Raw genomic sequence first — 21,137 nt, forward strand, 5'->3', positions numbered from 1 at the left:
GAACCTGTGGACAGCGGATCGGGGAGGATCACTGACATGACCGACACAGAGGCCACGCGGATGGCGCACACCACCGACCCGGCCGGCACGGTCGCCGTCGTCGGTACCGGAACGATGGGCCAGGGAATCGCCCAGATCGCCCTGGTCGCCGGGCATCCGGTGCGCCTCTACGACGCCGCCCCCGACCGCGCCGCGAAGGCCGCGGACGCCATCTTCGGCCGGCTCGACCGGCTGGTCGAGAAAGGCCGGATGAGTGCGGACGCCCGGGACGCCGCCGCGGCCCGCCTCCACCCCGCCGGCAGCCTGGACGAGCTGGCGGACTCCGTGCTCGTCGTCGAGGCCGTCGTGGAGCGGCTCGCGGTCAAGCAGGAGCTGTTCGCGGCCCTGGAGGACATCGTCGGCGACGACTGCCTGCTCGCCACCAACACGTCCTCTCTCTCCGTCACCGCCATCGCGGGCGCGCTGCGCCTGCCCGGCCGGTTCGTCGGACTGCACTTCTTCAACCCGGCACCGCTGATGCCGCTCGTCGAGGTCGTCAGCGGCTACGCGACCGACATCGCGTCCGCCACGCGCGCGTACGAGACGGCCCGCGCCTGGGGCAAGACGCCCGTGGCCTGCGCCGACACACCGGGCTTCATCGTCAACCGCCTCGCCCGCCCCTTCTACGCGGAGGCGTTCGCGGTCTACGAGGAGCAGGCCGCCGACCCGGCCACCATCGACGCCGTCCTGCGCGAGTGCGGCGGCTTCCGCATGGGCGCCTTCGAGCTGACCGACCTGATCGGCCACGACGTCAACGAGGCCGTCACGCGTTCCGTGTGGGAGGCCTTCTTCCAGGACCCCAGGTTCCGGCCCTCGCTCGCCCAGCGCCGCCTCGTCGAGGCGGGCATGCTCGGCCGCAAGGCGGGCCGCGGCTGGTACGCGTACGAGGAGGGGGCGCACCGCCCCGAGCCGCACACCGCGGAGCCCGCGCAGCCGCCCGCGTACGTCGTCGTCGAGGGCGACCTCGCCCCGGCCGGACAGGTGATCGACCTGATCCGCGAGGCCGGGATCGAGGTGCGCGAGGAGGAAGACGACCACGGCACCCGCCTCCAGCTGCCCAGCGGCGGCCAGCTGGCGCTCGCCGACGGGCAGACGTCCGTGGAGTTCCGCGACGTCGTCTACTTCGACCTGGCCCTCGACTACCGCGAGGCGACCCGTATCGCGCTGGCCGCCGGGCCCGACACGTCCCCCGAGACGCTCGGCCAGGCGATCGGGCTCTTCCAGGCCCTCGGCAAGAAGGTGAGCGTCATCGGCGACGTCCCGGGCATGATCGTCGCCCGGACCGTGGCCCGGCTGATCGACCTCGCGCACGAGGCCGTGGCCAAGGGCGTGGCCACCGAGGAGGACATCGACACCGCGATGCGCCTCGGCGTGAACTACCCGCTCGGCCCCCTGGAGTGGAGCCGGAAGCTGGGCAAGTCCTGGGCGAGTTCGGTGCTGGACGAGATGCACGAGCGGGAACCCTCGGGGCGGTACGCGCCTTCCCTGGCGCTGTTCCGCCACGCCTACGCCGACGAGAAGCCGGAGGCAGGGCGATGACCACCACCAGGCGCGACACGTACACGCCCGAGACGCTGCTCTCCGTCGCCGTCCGGGTCTTCAACGAGCGCGGCTACGACGGCACGTCCATGGAGCACCTCTCCAAGGCGGCCGGCATCTCGAAGTCGTCGATCTACCACCACGTCGCCGGCAAGGAGGAGCTGCTGAGGCGTGCGGTGAGCCGTGCGCTGGACGGGCTGTTCGTCGTCCTCGACGAGCCCGCCGCCACGCGCGGCAGGGCCATCGAGCGGGTCGAGTACGTCACGCGGCGCACCGTCGAGGTGCTGATGGACGAACTGCCCTATGTGACGCTCCTGCTGCGGGTGCGCGGCAACACGAAGACCGAGCGTTGGGCCCTGGAGCGACGCCGCGAGTTCGACCAGCGGATCGCCGACCTGATGAAGGCGGCGGCCGCCGACGGCGACCTGCGCTCCGACGTGGACATAAGGCTCGCCACCCGGCTGCTCTTCGGCATGGTCAACTCGCTCGTCGAGTGGTACCGCCCGCAGCCGGCCGACGGCGCCGACCGTCAGCAGCTCGCCGACACCGTCGTACGGCTCGCCTTCGACGGCCTGCGCACCGGCCACTGAACCGGCCCCATACCTGGAAGACGGCCGGGAAGACCGGCCGAAAACCGCTGGGACGGGCGGGGTCCTACGCCTCGCCCGTGACCGGCCTGCGGTTCAGGTCGGTCTCCTCGAAGACCAGCAGCGTGCGGGTCGACAGCACCTCCGGGATGGCCTGGAGTTTCGTCAGGACCAGCTCGCGCAGGCTGCGGTTGTCCGGCGTGTGCACCAGCAGCAGCACATCGAAGTCCCCGCTGACCAGCGCGATGTGCGCGGCGCCCGGGAGCGCCTGCAACTGCTCGCGCACCGTCCGCCACGAGTTCTGCACGATCTTGAGCGTGATGTAGGCGGATGCGCCCTGACCTGCTCGTTCGTGGTTGACGCGGGCGCTGAAGCCGCGGATCACCCCGTCGTCGATCAGCCGGTTGATCCGCGCGTACGCGTTTGCCCGCGACACATGGACCCGCTCGGCCACGGAGCGTATCGACGCGCGGCCGTCCGTTTGGAGGATCCGCAGGATGTCGCGGTCGATGGCGTCGAGCGGGCGCGGCGGCGGTGTCTGGTCGTCGCTCTTCGGCCCCTGCTCCCAGATCTCAGCCATTTGTTCAGCTGCCATGTCCCCCCGCCTCTCTCTCGTGGACGACCTGTTCCTATCCCAGGCTGTGGAGAACCGTTTGTCCACAGGCTGAAGGTGCCTGTAGCCAAAATGGATCCACGACCGAACAATCGGTAGGTGAGGCGCGCCACATTCCGCGCCGCCCCTCGGGTCTTATGCCCACTCCCACGAGGAGGTGCTGTCATGACGGTCCAAGAGCTGCCAGGTGCGGCCTCTTACCGGCCCACCCCGCCCCCGGCGTGGAAGCCGCGCACCGACCCCGCACCGCTGCTCCCGGACCCCGAGCCGTACCGCGTGCTCGGCACGGACGCCGCGGCCGGTTTCGCCCCCGCGGTGCTGCGCCGGCTGTACGCCGAGCTGGTCCGCGGCCGCCGGTACAACACGCAGGCGACCGCGCTCACGAAGCAGGGCCGGCTGGCGGTCTACCCGTCCAGCACGGGCCAGGAGGCCTGTGAGGTGGCCGCCGCGCTGGTGCTGGAGGACCGGGACTGGCTCTTCCCGTCGTACCGCGACACCCTGGCCGCCGTGGCGCGCGGGCTCGACCCCGTCCAGGCCCTGACCCTGCTGCGGGGCGACTGGCACACCGGCTACGACCCGCACGAGCACCGCATCGCCCCCCTGTGCACGCCGCTCGCCACGCAGCTCCCGCACGCCGTGGGCCTGGCGCACGCCGCCCGCCTCAAGGGCGACGACGTCGTGGCGCTGGCCATGGTCGGCGACGGCGGCACCAGCGAGGGCGACTTCCACGAGGCGCTGAACTTCGCCGCCGTCTGGCAGGCGCCCGTCGTCTTCCTCGTGCAGAACAACGGCTTCGCGATCTCCGTGCCGCTCGCCAAGCAGACCGCCGCCCCGTCGCTGGCCCACAAGGCCGTCGGCTACGGGATGCCCGGACGGCTCGTCGACGGCAACGACGCCGCGGCCGTGCACCAGGTGCTCTCCGAGGCGGTGGCCCGCGCCCGGCGCGGCGGCGGCCCCACCCTCGTCGAGGCCGTGACGTACCGCATCGACGCCCACACCAACGCCGACGACGCCACGCGGTACCGCGGGGACGGCGAGGTCGAGGCCTGGCGGCAGCACGACCCGATCCAGCTGCTGGAGCGCGAGCTGAAGGACCGTGGACTGATCGACGAGGACGGCATACGGGAAGCCGCCGAGGACGCCGAGAGGATGGCCGCGCGGCTGCGCGAGCGGATGAACGCCGACGCCGAACTCGACCCCATGGACCTGTTCGCCCACGTCTTCGCCGAGCAGACCGCGCAGCTGCGGGAACAGGCCGCGCAGCTCAGGGCCGAGCTGGCCGCGGAAGCGGAAGGTGACGTGCGATGACCACCGTGGCAGCCAAGCCCGCCACCATGGCGCAGGCCCTCCAGCGGGCCATGCGCGACGCGATGGCCGAGGACCCGACCGTCCACGTCATGGGCGAGGACGTGGGCACGCTCGGCGGCGTCTTCCGCGTCACCGACGGACTCGCCAAGGAGTTCGGCGAGGACCGGTGCACGGACACCCCGCTCGCCGAGGCCGGCATCCTCGGCACGGCCGTCGGCATGGCGATGTACGGGCTGCGGCCCGTCGTCGAGATGCAGTTCGACGCGTTCGCCTACCCGGCGTTCGAGCAGCTGATCAGCCATGTGGCGCGCATGCGGAACCGCACGCGCGGCGCGATGCCGCTGCCGATCGTCGTCCGCGTGCCGTACGGCGGCGGCATCGGCGGCGTCGAGCACCACAGCGACTCCTCCGAGGCGTACTACATGGCGACGCCCGGCCTCCACGTCGTCACGCCCGCGACCGTCGCCGACGCCTACGGGCTGCTGAGAGCCGCCATCGCCTCCGACGACCCGGTCGTCTTCCTGGAGCCCAAGCGGCTGTACTGGTCCAAGTCCGACTGGTCGCCCGACGCGCCCGCAGCGGTGGAGCCGATAGGCCGCGCCGTGGTGCGGCGCACCGGCCGCAGCGCCACCCTCATCACCTACGGCCCGTCCGTGCCCGTCTGCCTGGAGGCCGCCGAGGCCGCCCAGGCGGAGGGCTGGGACCTGGAGGTCGTCGACCTGCGCTCCCTCGTGCCGTTCGACGACGAGACGGTCTGTGCGTCCGTACGGCGCACGGGGCGGGCCGTCGTGGTCCACGAGTCCAACGGCTTCGCCGGGCCGGGCGCGGAGATCGCCGCACGGGTCACCGAGCGGTGCTTCCACCACCTGGAGGCGCCCGTGCTGCGCGTCGCCGGCTTCGACATCCCGTACCCGCCGCCGATGCTGGAGCGGCACCATCTGCCGGGAGTGGACCGGGTCCTGGACGCGGTTGCCCGGCTCCAGTGGGAGGCGGAGAACTGATGGCCCAGGTACTGGAGTTCAAGCTGCCGGACCTCGGGGAGGGCCTCACCGAGGCGGAGATCGTGCGCTGGCTCGTCGCCGTCGGGGACGTCGTCGCCGTCGACCAGCCGGTCGTCGAGGTCGAGACGGCCAAGGCCATGGTCGAGGTGCCGTGCCCGTACGGCGGGGTGGTCACCGCCCGGTTCGGCGAGGAGGGGCAGGAACTGCCCGTCGGTGCCCCGCTGTTGACCGTCGCCGTGGGTGCCTCGTCCCTCCCGCAGGAGACGGCTGCCCCGCAGGCTGCCCCACAGTCCGGCGCCGCCGGCAAGGGCGCGGCCGCGGCCGAGGAGGGCTCCGGGAACGTGCTCGTCGGGTACGGCACCGGCGCGCCGGCCGGGCGCCGACGCCGCCTGCGCCCGCAGACACCCGCCGCGGCGGCGCCCGCGGCACCCGCTGCGCCTGCGGCACCGGCCGGCCCAGCCCCGCAGGCCATCCCCGCGGCCCCGGCCGCCGCTCCCGCACCGGTGGCCGACGGCCCCGTGCCGGTGATCTCGCCGCTCGTCCGGAAGCTGGCCCGGGAACGGGGCATCGACCTGCGGCAACTGCACGGCTCCGGCCCGGACGGGCTGATCCTGCGCGCGGACGTCGAGCGCGCCGCGGCCGCCGCCGAGGCGCCCGCCGCCGCGCCGCAGGCAGTGCCCGCGAAGGCCGCAGCCGTCGCCGGTGAGCGGGTCCCGCTGCGCGGCGTACGGGGTGCCGTCGCCGACAAGCTGACCCGCAGCCGCCAGGAGATACCGGACGCGACCTGCTGGGTGGACGCCGACGCGACGGAGCTGATGGCCGCGCGCGCCGCCATGAACGCCGCCGGGGGCCCGAAGATCTCGCTGCTGGCACTGCTGGCCCGGATCTGCACGGCCGCGCTCGCCCGCTACCCGGAGCTGAACTCCACGGTGGACATGGCGGCCCGCGAGATCGTCCGGCTGCCCGAGGTGCACCTGGGCTTCGCGGCCCAGACCGAGCGGGGCCTCGTCGTCCCGGTCGTACGTGACGCTCACCGGCGCACGGCGGAGTCGCTGACCGCCGAGTTCGCCCGGATGACGGAAGCGGCACGCGAGGGCAGGCTGACCCCTGCCGACCTCACCGGCGGCACGTTCACGCTGAACAACTACGGCGTGTTCGGGGTGGACGGCTCGACGCCGATCATCAACCACCCCGAGGCGGCCATGCTGGGCGTGGGGCGGATCGTGCCCAAGCCATGGGTGCACCAGGGCGAACTGGCCGTGCGCCAGGTGGTCCAGCTGTCCCTCACGTTCGACCACCGCGTCTGCGACGGCGGCACGGCGGGCGGCTTCCTCCGCTACGTCGCCGACTGCGTGGAACACCCGGCGGTGCTGCTGCGCACCCTGTAGCCCGCGGCGACCTGTGGATCCGCGCAGCCCCCAGTGACCCGTGGATCCGCAGCGCGCGGCCGTACAGACCGGCGGCGTGCGCCTGTAGCCCCGCGGCGCGCACGCCACAGCCGCGGGGCGCGCACCCTGTGGCCCGCAGTGCGCGGACCTGTGCCCCGCGGCCCGGTAGCCGCGCGGGGCTGGGTCCACGGGCGTCCGGTCCACCCGCCGCGCCCACGGCGGCGGCCCTGCGCCGTCCGCAGGGTGGGACACCGGGTTCGGCGCGGCAGGGGGCGACCATACTGGGCGCGTGAGCGGATTTGACGTCGTCGTGCTGGCGGGAGGGGCCGCGAAGCGGCTCGGCGGTGCCGACAAACCCGGGCTGAGCGTGGGCGGGCGCGCCCTGCTCGACCGGGTACTGGCGGCCTGCCGGGACGCCGGCCGCGTCGTCGTCGTGGGCGGGCGCCGGCCCACCGCCACGCCCGTCGTCTGGACGCGGGAGGAGCCGCCAGGTGGCGGGCCCCTCGTGGCCCTGGCCGCAGGCGTGCGGCACGTGGAGGCGGACACCCTGGTCGTCCTCGGCGGCGACCTCCCGTTCCTGGACGGCGGCACCCTGCGGGAGCTGGTGGACGCGCTCGCCGCCGGGAGCGGCGAAGCCGTGCTGTCCGTGGACGCCGACGGGCGCGACCAGCCGCTCCTCGCCGCGTACCGCACGGAGCCGTTGCGTCGCGAGATCGCGCTGCTCGCCGCCGAGCACGGCGGACTGTCCGGTCTGCCGCTGCGCCTGCTGACCCAGGAGCTGGACCTCGACCGCGTCCCCGCCCGGCCGCTCGCCGCGTTCGACTGCGACACCTGGGAGGACCTTGCCAGGGCCCGGGCCCGCATCAGGGAGCATGGGACCGTGCTGGACGAATGGATCACCGCAGTCAAGGCCGAACTCGGCATCGAACTGGACGTCGACACCGGCCTCCTGCTCGACCTGGCCCGCGACGCCGCCCACGGTGTCGCCCGACCCGCCGCGCCGCTCACCACGTTCCTGGTGGGGTACGCGGCCGCCAAGGCGGGCGGGGACGACCCCGCCGCGGTCGCCGAGGCCACAGCCAAGGCTGCCGCCCTCGCGCGGCGCTGGGCGGACGAGTCCGCGCAGGAGCCCGGGACAGGCGCCCATGCCAAGGACGACCACACCATGGGCAAAGCCGACGCGGGCAGGACCGACGCCGGCGAGACCCACACGGGCGGGACCGACGCGGGATGACCGAACCGGAAGCGGCCGCCGAGGCCGACGGCATCGACGAGGCCCTGGCCCTCCTCGGACCCCCCGCCGGGCGCCGTGAGCAGGCACCTGCCCGGAATCGGGACGACAAGGAGCCCGGCAGGGACCCGCACGGCCACCGGGCGACCCCCTGGGACCGGGCGCGTGACACCGCCGCCCACGCCGGACGTGCCGCGCCCGTCCCGTCCCGCCGGGTACCGCTCGACGCCGCGCTCGGCCGGATCCTCGCCGAACCCCTCCCGGCGCTCACCGACCTGCCGTCCTTCGACACCTCCGCCATGGACGGCTGGGCCGTCGCCGGGCCCGGCCCCTGGGAGATCAGCGACGAGGGCTCCGTCCTCGCAGGCCACGCCGGATCGGACCCGCTTCCGGACGGCACGGCCGTGCGCATCGCGACCGGCGCGCGTGTCCCGCCCGACACGACCGCCGTCATCCGCACCGAGCACTCCCGCGTCGAGCCCGGCGGAGCCGGGGGCTCCCGCACCGCGGGGCGCGGCCATCTCCACGCCCTGCGCGAGGTCGTCCCCGGGCAGGACATCAGGCCGCGCGGCCAGGAGTGCCGCTCCGGCGACCAGCTCCTGCCCGCCGCCACCCTGGTGACGCCGGCCGTCCTCGGCATGGCGGCCGCCGCCGGCTACGACGAGCTGGTCACCGTCGTCCGCCCGCGCGTGGAGGTGCTGGTCCTCGGCGACGAGCTGCTGACGTCCGGCGTTCCGCACGACGGGCTCATCCGGGACGCCCTCGGCCCGATGCTGGGCCCCTGGCTGCGCACCCTCGGCGTCGACGTCCTCGCCACGCGGCGCATCGGCGACGACGCCGCCGCGCTGCACGAGGCGGTCACCGGCAGCGAGGCCGACGTCGTGATCACCACGGGCGGTACGGCTGCCGGGCCCGTCGACCACGTCCACCCCGTCCTGCACGCCGCCGGAGCCGAACTGCTCGTCGACGGCGTGAAGGTGAGGCCGGGTCACCCCATGCTGCTGGCCCGCCTCGCCCCCGGCGATCGCCCGGAGAGCCACCGATATCTCGTCGGCCTCCCCGGCAACCCGCTGGCCGCCGTCTCCGGGCTGCTCACTCTCGCCGAGCCGCTGCTGCGCGGCCTGGCCGGGCGCAGGCCCCAGGAGCCGTACCGGGCGCCCGTACGCGACCAAGTACAGGGCCATCCGTACGACACCCGGCTCGTCCCGGTCGTCCACCGTGCCGGGCAGGCCGTACCCCTGCACTACGCCGGCCCGGCCATGCTGCGCGGGCTGGCCGCGGCCGAAGGACTCGCCGTCGTACCGCCCGGGGGCGCCCGCCCGGGCGACTCACTGGAGGTCCTGGGCCTGCCCTGGGCGGCCTCGGCCTCCGCAGGGGAGGGATGTTTCACGTGAAACTCTCCGGGCAGGACGCCATCGCCCGCCGAGCCGAGGAACAGCTGGTCACCAGCCGGGTGCGGCTTCCCCGGCGGATCGTCGAGCGCCCCCTGCGCCAGGTCGGGAAGCGGCTGGCGCTCGCACTGCTCGTGCTGGCCCTCACGGTCGTCGTCGTCCTGCTGGACCGGCGCGGCTACAAGGACGGCGCGGGCGGCGAACTCGGCTTGGTCGACGCCATCTACTACGCGACCGTGACCCTGTCCACGACGGGCTACGGCGACATCGTGCCGTACACCACCAGCGCGCGCCTCACCAATGTCCTGGTGGTGACGCCCCTGCGGGTGTTGTTCCTGATCATCCTGGTCGGCACCACTCTCGAGGTCCTGACGGAGCGCACCCGGGAGGAGTGGCGGCTCAACCGCTGGAGGTCCTCCTTGCGTGACCACACCGTCGTCGTCGGCTTCGGTACGAAGGGCCGCTCCGCGCTCCAGACGCTCAGCGCGACCGGCCTGAGCAAGGAACGGGTCGTCGTCGTCGACCCCAGCAGCAAGGTCATCGAGACCGCCAACGCCGAGGGCTTCACCGGCGTGGTGGGCGACGCCACCCGCAGCGAGGTGCTGCTGCGCGCCGAGGTGCAGAGGGCGCGGCAGATCATCATCGCGACCCAGCGCGACGACACGGCGGTGCTCGTCACGCTCACGGCACGCCAGCTCAACAAGGGCGCGAAGATCGTCGCCGCCGTGCGCGAGGAGGAGAACGCGCCGCTGCTGCGGCAGTCCGGCGCCGACGCCGTCATCACGAGCGCCAGTGCCGCAGGGCGGTTGCTCGGGCTGTCCGTGCTCAGTCCCAGCGCCGGCACCGTGATGGAGGAGCTGATCCAGCAGGGCACCGGTCTCGACATCGTCGAGCGGCCGGTCACCAAGGCCGAGGCGGGCCAGAACGTGCGCGAGCTGAACGACCTGGTGGTGAGTGTGCTGCGCGGGCACCGGCTGATCGGCTACGACGATCCCGAGGCGAGCCCCCTGCAGCTCACCGACCGGGTCATCACCATCGTGCGGGGCAAGGGCGTGCCCCTGGCCGGCCGCCCCGGCAACGGGGTTCTGCCCGGCTCCGGCCCCGGCGTGGTGCAGGAGTAGCCTCGCGGCCATGCATGCGATCACGATTCCGGAACCCGGTGGTCCCGAAGCGCTGGTCTGGGCCGAGGTCCCCGACCCGGTGCCCGGCGAGGGCCAAGTGCTCCTCGACGTGGTGGCGAGCGGGGTCAACCGTGCCGATGTGCTGCAGCGGCGGGGGTTCTACGACCCGCCCCCCGGTGAGTCCCGCTACCCCGGTCTCGAATGCTCCGGCCGTATCGCGGCCGTCGGCCCAGGTGTCTCGGGCTGGGCCGTCGGCGACGAGGTGTGCGCGCTGCTCGCGGGCGGCGGGTACGCCGAGAAGGTCGCCGTGCCCGCCGGGCAGCTGCTGCCGGTGCCGAAGGGCATGGACATCGTCACGGCGGCGGCTCTGCCCGAGGTGACGGCCACGGTCTGGGCGAACGTGTTCATGGTGGCCCATCTGCGCCCGGGCGAGACCCTGTTGGTCCACGGCGGCGGCAGCGGCATCGGCACGATGGCGATCCAGCTGGGCAAGGCCGTCGGCGCGCGGGTCGCGGTCACGGCGGGCAGCCCGGAGAAGCTGGCGCGGTGCGAGGAGCTGGGCGCCGACGTCCTCATCGACTACCGCGAGCAGGACTTCGTGGAGGAGGTGCGCAAGGCGACGGACGGCGCCGGCGCGGACGTGATCCTCGACATCATGGGCGCGAAGTACCTGGAGCGGAACGTGCGGGCCCTCGCCGTGAACGGACGGCTCGCCGTGATCGGCCTCCAGGGCGGGGTGAAGGCCGAGCTGGACCTGGGAGCGCTGCTGAAGAAGCGTGCCGCCGTGATGGCGGCTTCGCTGCGGGCCCGGCCGCTCAGTGAGAAGGCCACCATCGTGGCGGCCGTACGGGAGCACGTCTGGCCCCTGATCGAGGCGGGGACGGTCCGCCCGGTCGTCGACCGCACGGTCCCGATGGCACAAGCGGCCGAGGCGCACCGGACCCTGGAGGACAGCAGCCACGTCGGCAAGGTGCTCCTGGTCAACGAGTCCTGATCCGCGCGCTGTCGCGGGACACGTCACGGCCCGGCACACCTGAGGGATGCCGGGCCGCGACAAACGCCTTACAGATCCAACGCCTTACAGATCCAACGCCTTACAGATCAAGCGCCTTACAGGTACGGCCCCGAGCGGGCCGCGCCGTTTCCGTGGTCGTCGTCCTCGTGGGACATGACCCCGGCCGGCAGCGCCCTGCGCATCTGCTCCAGCTGGGCGCGGGCCGCCATCTGCTGGGCGAACAGCGCCGTCTGGATACCGTGGAACAGGCCCTCCAGCCAGCCCACCAACTGCGCCTGGGCGATCCGCAGTTCCGCCTCGGAGGGGACCGCGTCGTCCGTGAAGGGCAGGGAGAGGCGTTCCAGTTCCTCCACCAGCTCCGGCGCCAGGCCGTCCTCCAGCTCCTTGACGGAGCTGTGGTGGATCTCCTTGAGCCGGACCCGGCTCGCTTCGTCCAGAGGTGCCGCCCGTACTTCTTCCAGCAGCTGCTTGATCATGCTGCCGATCCGCATGACCTTGGCAGGCTGTTCGACCATTTCCGTCACCGGGACCTCGCGCGACTCGTCGTCACCGTCACCGCCGCCGAGCGCCATTCCGTCCTGACCCACGATGAGGACCTGCGGGCTCTCCTGCGACCGTTCATTCCTCGGCATCTCCATGCCGCCATTCTCTCGTACAGATGCGTCATGACACGGTGTGCCCCCGGACGAAGGTGATCCACCCTCGTGCCGGGGGCACACGGTGCGCGGTGACGGCAGCCCGTCGTGTGCGGTCCCGTTACGTCGCGGCCCGGCGGGCCACCGCGCCGCGCGACCGCGTGAGCAGCGCGGCCAGCAGGGCGGCACCGAGCGGCACGGCGATCAGCAGGGCGCCCAGGGTCTCCCAGGGGATGACGATCGGGATGTGCGGCAGGCCGTCGAAGCCGCCGAACCCGCCGTCGAGGGCTTCCTGGTGCATCCTCTCCGCCTGGCGGCGCTCGGTCAGCCGCAGGCCGATCGCCGGCAGGACGCCCGCGGCCGATCCGAGGAGTACGCCCATGCAGGCGACCACCCCGCACTGGAAGCCGCTCAGCGTGCGGCGGACCCGGGGCGGCGCACCGACGGCGGCCAGCGTCTTGAGGTCGGCCTCGGCGTCCGCCTGGGCCAGACCGGTGGCGATACCGGCGGCACCCACGGTGATCAGACCGGCGAACACGGTGAGGGCCAGCAGCACGATGCCGTTCTCGCTGAGGTAGCCCTCCTCCAGGTGGAAGGTCAGGTCGGTGCCCACGGCGGCCAGTTCGAAGTCGAGCTTCTGCCGCTGCTCGCTGCTGGGCATGCGGTCCGTGGCGTAGAAGGAACCGAGCGGCACGGTGGTCAGACCGGCGGCCTTGGCCGCGGCCGGCGGGAGGATGCCCTTCACGCCGTAGGCCTCCGTGCCGTCCGGCGCCCGGTAGGCGGGGAAGGACTTCACCGCGCCGGGCGGATCCGCGCCCTTCTCCATGGCCAGGTCGGCCGCCTTCAGGTCGGTGATCAGCCGGACGGAGACCTTGCCGTCCTTGTCCACCTGGGCCCGCGAGAAGGACACGAAGGTGCCCGAGGCCAGGGCCTTCTCGGCGCCGGGGTCGTCGATGCCGAGGACCTTCAGTACGTTCGCGTCCCCGATGACCAGGCCGCCCTCGGAGATGAAGTACCGGTCGTCGGCCTTGCAGCGCCAGTCGGTGGAGAGCTTGCGGAGCTGCTCCTTGCTGAATCGTTCCCGCGGGTCGGAGCCGTCCGTGGTGCGCGCCCACAGGGGGCACTCGTTCGCCTTCGGAACGACGACCTCGTAGCGGCCGCAGCCCTTGCCGTCCTCCCACAGGTCGCAGCTGGTCCGCCCGACCGCGATCCGGTCCACATCGGCCCGCACATCGACCGGCAGGTACTTCTGCACGGTCTCCCGCACGGCCGGAACGTCCCGGCCGCCCTCCGCGGTGATCATCACGGATGCCGCGCCGTGGGGCAGCTGGGCCACGTACTCGGCCCGGGACTGGGCGTCGCGGCTCACCCCGTACGTGGCGACGGCGACCGTGCCCGCGACGGCGGCCAGCACGGCGGCGACGGCCGGAGCCGTACGGCCGCGGTTGCGGACGGCGTCCCGCAGCGCGAGCCGCGGCGACAACGGCAGCCACCGGCCGGTCCGCCCGAACAGGCCGACCAGCATCGGGGTCATCGCGACGATCCCCAGCTCGGCGAGCGCGCTGCCCCCGGCCACGATGAGGAACTGGTCGGACAGCACCGAGCCGTACAGGGCGATGGCGCCGCCGAGCAGGGTGGCGACCAGGCCGATGACGGGCAGGACCCGGTTGCTGCGGCGTACGCCCCGCCGGCCGGTCAGCGAGGCCAGCACGGTCTCGCGGGACGCGGTGACGGCCGGGACGATCGCCGCGAGCAGGCCCGTCAGGACGGCGAGCGCGCCGATGCCGAGGAGCTCCAGCGGGCGGACGTCGAAGGCGCCGAACCGCTGGCCCATGGTCTCCTCCAGCCACGGCTGGAGGGCGAAGGTCAGGACGAGGCCGAGCACCGTGCCGGCCACCGCGGCCGCGAAGCCGATCACCAGGCCGCCGGCCAGGACGATCGAGCGGATGTGCCGGCGGTCGCCGCCGTTGGCGCCCACCAGGCCCAGCTGGCGACGGGAGCGCCGGGCGCCCACGGCGAAGGCCGGTCCGGCCAGGAGGCAGATCTCCAGCATGGCGAGGCCCACGACGGTGGCCGTCGCGATCAGCGCGGCCCGTTCGACGCCCTCGCTGTTCGTGTAGCCGCTCCAGCCCTCCCGCTGGTACAGCGGCACTTCGGATCGGGCCGGCGGGTCCAGCAGCACGGCCCGCGAGACGACCACGGCGCCCTTGGCGTTCGCCGCCTTGACCATGTTCCACGTGAAACCTTCGGCGCCCGCGCCCTTCAGCTTCAGCAGATGCGTCGTGGAGGCGTCCGTGCCGGGCAGGCCGGCGGCCTCCAGTGCCTTGCCGAGCGGGGCGAGGAAGGCCCCGGGCAGGGCGTTGACCTGGTCGGTCTTCAGGTCGTCGGGCAGTTCGTAGGAGCCGACGATCCGGTACTCGCGCTCCAGGCCGCGGGCGCTGAGCGTCGAGCCGACACTCAGCCCGCTCGTCTCCAGGAAGTGGGAGGTCGCGGCGACCTCGTCGTTCTTCTCCGGGAACCGGCCGTCGAGCAGTGTCATGATGCCGCCGGCCATCGGGTCGGAGGCCTTCAGCTCGCGGATCTCGGTGTGGAGCAGGCCGTACTTGGTGCGCAGCTTGCCGTGGCCCCGGGTGTCCGTGAGGACCGTGGCGCCGGCCGGGAAGACCTTCGTGACGTCCGTCCGGCCCTCCGGGTACGGCTTGTCTTCGTAGTCGCCAACCGGCTGGTCGATCTCGCCGTCGGGGCTCTGGTCGACGGCCACCCCGCCGTACCGGGGGTCGGAGACCCGGGCGTCCGCCGTGCCGAGCCTGCGGTCCGCCTGCTCCTGCGCGGACAGCTCGGCGCTGCGCAGGGTCAGGTCGGCGGCGCTGACGCCGAGGATCGGCAGGGCGATCATGGCGAGGACGAGGAAGCTGCGCCCTTTGAAGCGCCAGGCGTCACGGCGGGCTATGCGCACCGCGGCGCGCCAGGAGTGGAACCAGGTCTTCACAGGTCGGCCGCCCGCCCCGTGCCGGAGAGCAGCGAGTCGGCGCCGCTGCGCAGGGTCTGGTCGACGACCGCGCCGTCCCTGAGGAAGACCACCCGGTCGGCCCAGGCGGCGAACCGCGGCTCATGGGTGACGAGGATGCCCGCGGCACCCGCGTCGCAGCGGGAGCGCAGCAGGGCGAGCACGGACTCGCCGGTCTCGGAGTCGAGGGCGCCGGTCGGCTCGTCGGCGAGCACGAGGCGGCGTTCGCCGACCAGGGCGCGGGCGATGGCGACGCGCTGCTGCTGGCCGCCGGACATCTCGTCGGGGAACCGGTCGGCGACATGGCCGAGGTCCATCTCCTCGAGCGCGGCCAGCGCCTCGGCGCGCGCCTTGCGGGCGGACACCCCGTCGAGCTCGCGGGGGAGGGCGACGTTCTCGGCGGCCGTGAGCGCCGGGATGAGGTTGTAGTCCTGGAAGACGTAGCCGATGCTGCGCCGGCGCAGCGCGGCGAGCGTCTTGCGGTCGGCGGTGGTGATGTCGGTGTTCTCGACGATGACCCGGCCGGAGGTGGGTGTGTCGAGGCCGCCCGCGATGGTGAGGAGCGTGGACTTGCCGGAGCCCGAGGGGCCCATGACGGCGACCAGCTCGCCCGGGTGGACGGCGAGGTCGATGCCGCGCAGGGCGTGTACCTCGGTGGCCCCGGTGCCGTGGACCCGGGTCAGCTGCTGGAGTTGCAGGACGGGCTGGTGTGACGTGGGTGACGACAAGGGCGTCGCTGATGACATGGAGGGGTCCCCCTTGGGCCGGCGCGAGCCCCGTACGGCGTCGGTACGGCGCGTACGGGACGGTGGGCCCGCTGTGAGCGGCGCGGGCCGGGTGCGCGGAGCGGTTGTTCGATGCGGGTGGTGCGTAACCGGGTACGTGCGTAACCGGGTACGTGCGTTTTCAAGTACGTGCGTTACCGGAATGTGTGCGTAACCAGGTCGTGCGTTACCGGGTACGTGCGTGCCGAGGAGCGGTGGGTCAGGCAGGTGGTGCGGGGTGGTTGCGCGGCGCCGGCGCCACCGGTGCGGGTACGGGCGAGGGCCCGGGTGGTGGTGCGGGCGCTGCCTGCCGGGCGGCCGCCGCCGAGAGGCGGATGAGCCGGGCCTCGCAGTGGTCGAGCCACCGGGCCTCCGCCTCGGTCTGGAAGATCAGCTGTTCCAGGACGAGCAGCCAGGCCACGTCGTCGCGTTCCTGTGTCTTCCCGCTCTCCAGAGCGGCGAGCGCCTGTGCCTTGAGCCGGGTGTAGTCCTGCATCGCCTTGATGGTGTGGCGGCGCTGGGCCTGGATCACGGCACGGATGTCGACGCCGGACGCGCCGACCGCCATGGCGAGCTTGATCGCCAGTTCGTCGCGGGCCGGGCTGGTGCGGTCCACGGGCTTCTCGAACCAGGTCCTCAGCTCGCCGCGCCCGGCGTCGGTGATGACGTAGAGGGGGTGGCCCGCTTCGTCCTCACCCTGCTGGGTGACCATGCCGTCGCGCTCCAGCCGGTTCAGCGTCGTGTAGACCTGTCCGACGTTGAGCGGCCAGGTGGAGCCGGTGCGGGCCTCGAACTCCGAGCGGAGCTGTGAGCCGTAGCGCGGGCCGCTTTCGAGGAGGGCCAGGAGCCCGTGGCGGATCGACATACTCAGTATGTATACCGGGTATGCCGAGGAGGACAACCGTCTCCGGGAGGACCCGCGGGGATCCTCCTCAAGGGGGACGGGGCGGATCAGCGACGGCGCATGCGGAGGCCGAGGAAGCCGATCCCCAGGCCCATGAAGGCAAGCCCCACACCGAGCGTCAGGACCGGAACGCGCCGGTCAACAAAGGTCTCGGCGGCCTGCGGGCCGCGCTCGTAGGCCGCGGCGGACGGGGTGCGGCGCGGCGGGACGACGGCCGGGGAGTCCTCCTCCGGTACCTCCTCCGCGACCGTGCCGAAGGGGTCGGAGTCCGTGGTGGCTGTTGCCGTTTTGGTACGTGGGGCCTCGGAGACGGTCGCCGACGGCGGGGCCGACGGGAGCAGTGAGGGGATGCCGGGCCGCCCCGGGCGCGTACGCCCCTCCCCGGCCGGGCGGCCCGCCAGCGAGGGCCGGGAGGTCATCGGCACCGGTGTGCGGAGGGAGAAGGTCACGCCGGGAGCCGGAGACGCGGTACCGCTGCCGGACGCCTCGGGCGAGGCACTGGTAGCGGCGGCGGAAGGCGTCGCGACGACACCGCGACTCGCGCCGGGACTCGGCTCGGGCGCCCTGCTCTCCTCCGCGTACGCCGGGAGCATCCCGCAGAAGGAGGCACTCAGCCACAGCCCGACCACCACCGCGCGCCGCACGCCACGCCGCTGCGGACGCTGCCGCCGCAGACCGTGCCGCCGCACGGGGCGCCGCCGCGCGCAGCGCCGCGAACCGAGTGCTGGAGCCACCGGGTGACCCCCTCCCGTGACGATCCGTGGTGAGTCGATCACAGCGTCACACACGCGAAGCGGCGGGGCATCTCGGACCGCCCCGCCTCACCCACGTGCCGGAAAAGGGCCTACTCCGGGTTGTCGCCCGTCGCGATCTTCAGCTCGAACGTCTGGTCGCCCGGCACCACGGCCGTGCCCTCACGCGGGAACTGGTCGACGACCTGGTCCTCCGCGTACAGAGGATCGTCGACCCGCGTCTCCTTGACCTGCCAGCCGGCGGCCTGGATGCACGCCTTGACGGACAGCAGGTCCTTGAAGATGAAGTTCGGGGCCTGCACCTTCGCCGGGTCGTTGCTGTCCTCCCGGGCCTCCGAGCACTTCGAGGGCTCCATCGTGCGGTTGCGCTCCGGCGGGCGGTGGCCCGCCTGGGCCGACTCGCTCGTGCCGCCGCCTCCCGCGCCGCCCGTGCCGGCCGGGTCGTTCTCGCCGTTGACGACGACCGCCGTGATGACGCCGCCGATGGCGATCAGGGCGACCACGATCGCGCCCACCAGCATCGGCATGTTGTTCCGCCGGCCGCCTCCCGTGGTGTACGGGGCGGGGGCGGGCGCCGGGGTCTGGTACGCGGGCGCCGGGGTCGGGGCCGCCGCGTGGTGCGGGTAGCCGTACGACGGGGCGGGGGCCGGCGTCGGGGCCGGAGCCGGCGTGTGCGGCTGCGGCGCGTAGGGGCCGGGCGCCGGGGTGTGCGGCTGCGGCTGGTACGGCGTCTGGACGCCGCCGTGCGGGGCCGGCGTCGTGTGGTCGACCGGCGGGAAGACCGCCGAGCCGACACCCGCGCCGCTGTTCGCCGGCCCGCCCGGCACGATGACCGGGGCGCCGGTCTGGCCCGCGGACAGCACCCGCAGGCACTCGTCGCGCATGGCGGCGGCGCTCGGGAAACGCTCGTTCGGGTTCTTCTTCAGCGCCCGTGCGACGAGCGCGTCCATCGCGGGCGTGAGCGAGCGGTTGATGGAGGACGGGGCCGACGGCTCCTCCTGGACGTGCGCGTACGCGATCGCCAGCGGCGAGTCCGCGTCGAACGGGATCCGCCCCGTCAGCAGCTGGAACAGCATGATGCCGACCGAGTACAGGTCGGAGCGGGCGTCGACGCCGCGCCCCAGCGCCTGCTCCGGCGACAGGTACTGCGGCGTGCCCACCACCATGCCGGTCTGCGTCATCGACGTGACGCCCGACTGCATGGCGCGCGCGATGCCGAAGTCCATGACCTTGACGACGCCGCGCTTCGTCACCATCACGTTGCCCGGCTTGATGTCGCGGTGGACCAGGCCCATCTCGTGGCTGGTCTCCAGCGCGGCCAGCACGTCGGCCGTGACCTTCAGCGCCTTGTCCGCCGGCATCGCCCCGTAACTCTGCACGTCGGCCGCCAGGACCGAGCCGAGCGGCTGGCCCTCCACGTACTCCATGACGATGTACGGCATGACGCCGCCGTCGCCCATGGAGGGGTCGCTGAAGGTGACCGTGTCCTCACCGGTGTCGAAGACCGACACGATGTTGGTGTGCTGGAGCTTGGCGACCGCCTGCGCCTCGCGCCGGAACCGCTCGCGGAACGACTGTTCCCGGCCGAGTTCCGTGTGCAGCGTCTTGATGGCCACCTGGCGGTCCAGGGCGCTGTCGTAGGCCAGGTAGACCGACGCCATGCCGCCTTCGCCGAGCAGGTCGCGAAGCTGGTACCGGCCGTTCGCCACCGATCCGCCGGCGTAGCGGCCGTGTGCGCCGTCCTGGCTCATTTCTTGCTTCCCCCTACGCGCGCGTGCGGCCGCGATGATCCGTATTTACGGGCCAAGTCTGCCCGAGGCCACTGACACGTCAAGCCGGGTGCCCGTTCCGTGACCGTACGCACAAGAAGCGTCTCGGAAGCGTTACCTGCCCGGCATGGAATTTGCACAGGTGTACGTGGAACCGGTTGGATGACCGGTCCATCCCGAACCGGCCCGTCGCGCGGAGGCTGTAGCGTGACAGGGCGAAGGACCTCTCGATGTACTCCTCGAGACCTTGAGACACGGCGGCACACCGCACGCGAGCACGGGCCCGCGGACAGCGGACAGAAATGACGGCGAGGACTGATGGCACCCGGATCCGAAGCAGGCGGCGGCGGAGTGTCGGATGACGGAGCGTCGGGACACGCGGTCGGCGGGGCGTCGGACGCCATGGACTTCGGCGTCGGCGGCCTGGTCGGCGACGGCCGCTACCGGCTGACCCACCGGCTGGGCCGGGGCGGTATGGCGGAGGTGTTCGCCGCCGAGGACGTACGGCTCGGACGGACCGTCGCCGTCAAGCTGTTGCGCCCCGACCTCGCCGAGGACCCGGTCTCCAAGGCGCGGTTCACGCGCGAGGCCCAGTCGGTCGCCGGCCTCAACCACCACGCGATCGTGGCGGTCTACGACTCCGGCGAGGACCAGGTGGGCGGCCAGTCCGTGCCGTACATCGTCATGGAGCTGGTCGAGGGCCGCACCATCCGCGATCTGCTGATCAGCGCCGACGCCCCGCCGCCCGAGCAGGCCCTCATCATCGTCTCCGGCGTGCTGGAGGCACTGGCCTACTCGCACCAGCACGGCATCGTGCACCGCGACATCAAGCCCGCGAACGTCATCATCACCAAGAGCGGCGCCGTGAAGGTGATGGACTTCGGCATCGCCCGCGCCCTGCACGGCGCTTCGACGACGATGACGCAGACCGGCATGGTCATGGGCACGCCGCAGTACCTCTCCCCCGAGCAGGCGCTGGGCAAGGCCGTCGACCACCGCTCCGACCTGTACGCCACGGGCTGTCTGCTGTACGAACTGCTGGCCCTGCGGCCGCCGTTCACCGGTGAGACCCCGCTGTCCGTGGTGTACCAGCACGTGCAGGACACGCCGGTCCCGCCGTCCGAGGTGTTCGACGGCGCCCCGCCGGAGCTGGACGGGCTCGCCATGCGCGCGCTCGCCAAGGACCCGGACGACCGCTACCAGAGCGCCGAGGAGATGCGCGGCCTGGTGCAGTACGGGCTGCAGATGCTCCAGGAGCAGGGCGGCCACAGCGGCACGTGGAACACGGGCCCGGTGCAGACCCACGACGGCGGTCACCCCGCCGGGCCCGGCGGCATGGCCGCGACGGCCGTCATGGGTGCCGCGACCGGCCCGGCGATGCACGGCGGCCAGCCCGCGTACGCGACGCACCCCGTGCACGGCGACACCTCGCAGGGGCGGATCCTGCCGCCGATGAACCCGGACGACGGCGCCTACCACGGCGGCTATCCGGCCGCCCCCAAGCGCCGGCGCGGCACGGTGCTGCTGTTCGTGGCGTTCGCGCTGATCGCCATCATGGCGGGGGCGGTGTACGCGGTGAAGGCGGGCAACGCCTCGCAGGGCACCGGTACGAAGCCCAGCGTCTCCCCGTCGCCGTCCGTGAAGCCCAGCAGCACGCCCACGCCGACCCCGTCGAAGTCCGAGGAGGTCCAGGAGCCGGAGACCTCCACCGGCGGCGGCGACAACTGGGGGAGCCAGCCGGAGACGCCCTGGCAGCCGAACACGCCGAGCACGGACCCGTCGCCGTCGCCCTCCTCCTCCGACCCGGGCACGGCCGACGGCGGGACCACCGACGGCCAGACCGACGGCGGTCAGACGGACGGCGGCCAGACCGACGGGGGTCAGACCGACGGCGGGCAGACCGACGGCGGGCAGACCGACGGGGGTCAGACCGACGGCGGCAACGGTGACACCACCGGCACCACCGGCACCACCACGACCGGCCAGCAGGGCGGTTCGACGGTGGGCAGCACGACGGGCACGCCGGGTACCTGACGGCCCGACACCGAAGGAGCCGCCTCACGGGCTCGGCGG

17 protein-coding genes are annotated in these 21,137 nt (G+C 73.1%); 10 read left to right on the top strand and 7 right to left on the bottom strand.

The window, feature by feature from the left end; genetic code table 11:
* The first annotated feature begins 36 nt into the window (after positions 1-36).
* Together ABEB09_RS16815 and ABEB09_RS16820 are read left to right on the top strand one after the other, a co-directional pair.
* On the top strand, positions 37-1,578 hold the full coding sequence (locus ABEB09_RS16815) for a 3-hydroxyacyl-CoA dehydrogenase (RefSeq protein WP_345690739.1): 1,542 nt from the start codon (positions 37-39) through the stop codon (positions 1,576-1,578).
* The gene (locus ABEB09_RS16820) at positions 1,575-2,168 is read left to right on the top strand and encodes a TetR/AcrR family transcriptional regulator (protein ID WP_345690740.1); all 594 of its coding nucleotides are present in this window, start codon (positions 1,575-1,577) and stop codon (positions 2,166-2,168) included. Before ABEB09_RS16815 ends, ABEB09_RS16820 begins: the two co-directional genes overlap by 4 nt.
* 64 nt (positions 2,169-2,232) lie before the next feature.
* Here the strand turns inward: ABEB09_RS16820 and ABEB09_RS16825 are convergent, their stop codons facing one another.
* Positions 2,233-2,760, bottom strand: coding sequence for an Lrp/AsnC family transcriptional regulator (locus ABEB09_RS16825; RefSeq protein WP_345690741.1), 528 nt, complete (start codon positions 2,758-2,760; stop codon positions 2,233-2,235).
* Between the two features lie 183 nt (positions 2,761-2,943).
* Here ABEB09_RS16825 and pdhA point away from each other — a divergent pair, with 183 nt between their 5' ends.
* The 7 genes from pdhA to ABEB09_RS16860 all read left to right on the top strand — a co-directional run bounded on the left by pdhA (position 2,944) and on the right by ABEB09_RS16860 (position 11,212).
* The gene (pdhA, locus tag ABEB09_RS16830) at positions 2,944-4,086 is read left to right on the top strand and encodes a pyruvate dehydrogenase (acetyl-transferring) E1 component subunit alpha (RefSeq protein ID WP_345690742.1); all 1,143 of its coding nucleotides are present in this window, start codon (positions 2,944-2,946) and stop codon (positions 4,084-4,086) included.
* Positions 4,083-5,087: an alpha-ketoacid dehydrogenase subunit beta gene (locus ABEB09_RS16835; protein WP_345690743.1), complete on the top strand. Its 1,005-nt coding sequence runs from the start codon at positions 4,083-4,085 to the stop codon at positions 5,085-5,087. The genes pdhA and ABEB09_RS16835 overlap by 4 nt, the downstream gene beginning before the upstream one ends.
* Positions 5,087-6,475 (top strand): dihydrolipoamide acetyltransferase family protein, encoded by a 1,389-nt coding sequence (locus ABEB09_RS16840; RefSeq protein WP_345690744.1) that lies wholly within the window; start codon positions 5,087-5,089, stop codon positions 6,473-6,475. Before ABEB09_RS16835 ends, ABEB09_RS16840 begins: the two co-directional genes overlap by 1 nt.
* Before the next feature lie 289 nt (positions 6,476-6,764).
* Positions 6,765-7,709 (top strand): NTP transferase domain-containing protein, encoded by a 945-nt coding sequence (locus ABEB09_RS16845; RefSeq protein ID WP_345690745.1) that lies wholly within the window; start codon positions 6,765-6,767, stop codon positions 7,707-7,709.
* Entirely contained in the window at positions 7,706-9,100 is a 1,395-nt protein-coding gene (locus tag ABEB09_RS16850; RefSeq protein WP_345690746.1) for a molybdopterin molybdotransferase MoeA, read from the top strand. The genes ABEB09_RS16845 and ABEB09_RS16850 overlap by 4 nt, the downstream gene beginning before the upstream one ends.
* Complete coding sequence (locus ABEB09_RS16855; protein ID WP_345690747.1) at positions 9,088-10,218, top strand: potassium channel family protein; 1,131 nt, start codon at positions 9,088-9,090, stop codon at positions 10,216-10,218. The genes ABEB09_RS16850 and ABEB09_RS16855 overlap by 13 nt, the downstream gene beginning before the upstream one ends.
* Positions 10,219-10,228: 10 nt before the next feature.
* The gene (locus ABEB09_RS16860) at positions 10,229-11,212 is read left to right on the top strand and encodes an NAD(P)H-quinone oxidoreductase (RefSeq protein ID WP_345690748.1); all 984 of its coding nucleotides are present in this window, start codon (positions 10,229-10,231) and stop codon (positions 11,210-11,212) included.
* A gap of 116 nt (positions 11,213-11,328) precedes the next feature.
* On the opposite strand, the gene ABEB09_RS16865 is transcribed toward ABEB09_RS16860, so the two are convergent.
* From ABEB09_RS16865 to ABEB09_RS16890, 6 genes are all read right to left on the bottom strand, one after another.
* On the bottom strand, positions 11,329-11,871 hold the full coding sequence (locus ABEB09_RS16865) for a bacterial proteasome activator family protein (protein ID WP_345690749.1): 543 nt from the start codon (positions 11,869-11,871) through the stop codon (positions 11,329-11,331).
* A 118-nt stretch (positions 11,872-11,989) separates the two neighbouring features.
* Positions 11,990-14,857, bottom strand: a complete 2,868-nt coding sequence (locus tag ABEB09_RS16870; RefSeq protein WP_345690750.1) for an FtsX-like permease family protein — start codon at positions 14,855-14,857, stop codon at positions 11,990-11,992.
* On the bottom strand, positions 14,854-15,621 hold the full coding sequence (locus ABEB09_RS16875; protein WP_345690751.1) for an ABC transporter ATP-binding protein: 768 nt from the start codon (positions 15,619-15,621) through the stop codon (positions 14,854-14,856). The genes ABEB09_RS16870 and ABEB09_RS16875 overlap by 4 nt, the downstream gene beginning before the upstream one ends.
* Before the next feature lie 238 nt (positions 15,622-15,859).
* Complete coding sequence (locus tag ABEB09_RS16880) at positions 15,860-16,504, bottom strand: PadR family transcriptional regulator (protein ID WP_345690752.1); 645 nt, start codon at positions 16,502-16,504, stop codon at positions 15,860-15,862.
* An 86-nt stretch (positions 16,505-16,590) separates the two neighbouring features.
* The gene (locus ABEB09_RS16885) at positions 16,591-16,992 is read right to left on the bottom strand and encodes an RAD23 family protein (RefSeq protein ID WP_345690753.1); all 402 of its coding nucleotides are present in this window, start codon (positions 16,990-16,992) and stop codon (positions 16,591-16,593) included.
* 395 nt (positions 16,993-17,387) lie between these two features.
* Entirely contained in the window at positions 17,388-19,046 is a 1,659-nt protein-coding gene (locus ABEB09_RS16890; protein ID WP_345690754.1) for a protein kinase domain-containing protein, read from the bottom strand.
* Positions 19,047-19,382: 336 nt separating this feature from the next.
* Between ABEB09_RS16890 and ABEB09_RS16895 the strand changes: the two genes are divergently transcribed.
* A complete protein-coding gene (locus ABEB09_RS16895) occupies positions 19,383-21,098 on the top strand; it encodes a protein kinase domain-containing protein (protein WP_345690755.1) in 1,716 nt (571 codons plus the stop codon).
* The last annotated feature ends 39 nt before the right edge of the window (positions 21,099-21,137 follow it).

It is taken from the genome of Streptomyces coeruleoprunus (assembly GCF_039542925.1).
GTDB classification, from domain to species: Bacteria; Actinomycetota; Actinomycetes; order Streptomycetales; family Streptomycetaceae; genus Streptomyces; species Streptomyces coeruleoprunus.